The sequence below is a fragment of the Nonomuraea mesophila genome (assembly GCF_004352805.1).
GTDB lineage: Bacteria > Actinomycetota > Actinomycetes > Streptosporangiales > Streptosporangiaceae > Nonomuraea > Nonomuraea longispora.
Genome location: NZ_SMLD01000351.1, coordinates 1 through 2,695, shown reverse-complemented (window position 1 = coordinate 2,695; position 2,695 = coordinate 1). Strand labels below are relative to the sequence as shown.

At 66.0% G+C, this 2,695-nt stretch carries 3 protein-coding genes; 1 reads left to right on the top strand and 2 read right to left on the bottom strand.

Annotated features, from left to right (window positions below; translation table 11 throughout):
* Window positions 1–122: 122 nt before the first annotated feature.
* Entirely contained in the window at window positions 123–494 is a 372-nt protein-coding gene (locus tag E1295_RS47900) for a hypothetical protein (RefSeq protein WP_132642020.1), read from the bottom strand.
* 119 nt (window positions 495–613) lie between these two features.
* The gene (locus tag E1295_RS47895; protein WP_132642018.1) at window positions 614–1,072 is read right to left on the bottom strand and encodes a hypothetical protein; all 459 of its coding nucleotides are present in this window, start codon (window positions 1,070–1,072) and stop codon (window positions 614–616) included.
* Between the two features lie 124 nt (window positions 1,073–1,196).
* Here E1295_RS47895 and E1295_RS47890 point away from each other — a divergent pair, with 124 nt between their 5' ends.
* Window positions 1,197–2,561: a tyrosine-type recombinase/integrase gene (locus E1295_RS47890; protein WP_132642016.1), complete on the top strand. Its 1,365-nt coding sequence runs from the start codon at window positions 1,197–1,199 to the stop codon at window positions 2,559–2,561.
* Window positions 2,562–2,695 lie beyond the last annotated feature (134 nt).

Here is a 2,695-nt window from a genome sequence, read left to right as displayed (position 1 = left end):
TTGTGATGGGCGTGGTTGTGGTGATCAACCCATCTACCAGGAGCTCTGCTGCGTCATGGGGCTAACCTCGGACTTGCGATCATGCTGTGACCAGGGCACTCGATGCGGAGCCTGAAATAGGTTCAGTGAATGACTTTGCGGGAGAAGATGTCGATGATGACGTACAACAGATAGTAGACGCCTCGCACCGGGCCTTTCAGTTTGGTGATGTCCCACGACCACACGAGGTCGGGGCGGTCGGCCTCCAGTTCGGGTTTGCTGGTCGGCGGGCGTACGGCCTGGGCGCGCCGCTCGCCACTTTGCCCGCGTTCGCGCAGCAGGCGGTACATGGTGGCCTGCGAGCACAGGTAGACACCCTCGTCCAGCAGGATCGCCCACACCTGGCCGGGCGACTTGTCGGCGAAGCGGGCAGAGTCGAGCACTGCCAGCACCTGCTCGCGTTCGTCGTCGGACAGTTCGGCCGGGTGGTGGAACGGCCGGCGCGGTCCTTGCACGGGCGGGCGCGGATTTCGCCGGCGGTGCACCGTGGCCCGGGATCTCCCGAACACCGCGCATGCCTTCACCGTGCCGACCGACGCCTCCAGGTCCGGGAAATACTCGTCCAGGGCCCGATTCAGTTCGTGTCGGAGTCCGCGCTGCTTGAGATGTCCTGAAGCAGCGCGAATGCTTTTCCCGCAATATCCAGCGCGGTTTTGGTCTTACCCAGCTCGCCGGCTAGTTTCTCGTTGCGGGACTCGAGTTTTGCGGTATCGGATTTGAGTTTCTTGTTCTCGGCCCGCAGCCGGGCCAGTTCCTCCGACTCGGCGCTCTTGTGCGGCCGGCCGGTCGAGGCCGGGAGTGTTCCGCTCTCAGCCTGCTTTCTCCAGTGCACGATATGGGAGTGATACAGCCGTTCCTTGCGGAGCAGTGCGCCCCGCTCAGGGCTGCCTTCGGGCAGCGCGTCGAAAGCGGCCAGGATCCGCGCCTTGTAGGCCTTGGTGAACGTCCGCCGCTTGGGCCGGGCCGGCTGCTCATCGGTCACCCGACCATCCTGCCCCGTCAAGGCGCTCTGATCGGCGAGGGTCATCGTCACTGTCTCGATCGTCCTATCTCGCCCTGCTTCACATCAAAAGGACTCATTTGCCCCATGTATCACAGCAGTCTGACAGAGAGGGGAGCGACCTCATCACCTGGCTGGACTCGCGACGGGAGGCGGCATGAACACCACGTACGACGTCAAGCTCGGCGCGGTCCAGCACCGTACGGACCGCGAGACACCCACGTTCATCGCCCGCTGGCGCGTCGCGGGCAAGCCCAGGTCCAGAAGCTTCCGCACGAAGGGCCTGGCCAACGCCTTCCTGTCCGACCTGCGGCAGGCGGCGAAGGCGGGGGAGGAGTTCGACGTGGCCACCGGCCTGCCGGTGTCGACGCTCGCGCGTGTGTCCTCCGGGCCGACGTTCTTCGAGTTCGCTCAGGCGTACGTCCTGCGCCGCTGGAACACCTCGGCGGCCCGCACCCGGGAGACGGACGCCTACGCCCTCCTGTCGCTGGTCCCGGCTCTGGTGACCGACGCGCCGCGCCGTCCTGCTGCCGAAGAACTGAGGGAAGTCCTGCGCATCTACGCACTCATCCCGGAGAAGAGGCGGCCCAGCCTGACCGTGGCCCAAACCGCGGCTCTCGGCTGGTTGGAGCGGGTATCCGTTCCGCTGTCCGCGCTGAAGGAGCCGCATGTTCTGCGTACGGCGCTCGACGCTATCTCGATCACCTTCGCCGGCGCCCCGGCGGGGGCGAACACGGTACGGCGCAAGCGTGCCGTTCTCCATCACCTCCTGGAGCACGCGGTGGAGCAGAAGGCGTTCGCCAGCAACCCGCTGGACGAGATCAAATGGACGGCACCGAGGGCCGTTACGGTCATCGATCCGCGCACGGTGGTCAACCCGGCCCAGGCGCGGCAACTCCTCGACGCCGTGCCCAAAGTGGGTCGCAACCGCGGTCCCCGGCTCAAGGCGCTGTTCGGCTGCATCTACTACGCGGCGCTGCGGCCGGAGGAGGCGGCGGACCTGCGGCTGACTAACTGCACGCTGCCTGAGACGGGCTGGGGCCTGATCGTCCTGGAGCGGGCGAGACCTCAGGCAACGAAGCGCTGGACCAACTCCGGGCAGACTCACGAGTCGCACAGCCTGAAGCACCGCGCGGACAAGGAGACACGAGAGATCCCGATCCCACCCGTCCTGGTCGCCATGCTCCGCGAGCACATCGCCGAGTTCGGCACGGCCAAGGACGGCAGGATCTTCAGCACGAGAACCGGCGGCACCTACTCCAGCTCGGCGCACTCCAACGTCTGGCAGCAAGCTCGAAAACTCGCCCTCACCCCGGCTCAGGTCGCCTCGTCGCTGGCCGCCCGGCCGTACGACCTGCGCCACGCGGCTGTGTCGCTCTGGTTGAACGCGGGTGTCCCGGCTCCGGAGGTCGCCAAGCGGGCCGGGCACAGCGTTGACGTCCTGCTGCGCGTCTACGCAAAGTGCATGGACGGCCAGCAAGAGCAGATCAACGGCAAGATCAACGACGCCCTGGACATGTAGCCCACATTGAACCTATTTCAGGCTCACCCGGCTTGGGTGACGCGATGGTTCTGAAGGACGGCGATGGCCTTGCAGAGGTGGCTGGCCTTGGACGGGCTGCAGCGTAGCTTGCGCAAGATTCTCCAGCCTTTGAG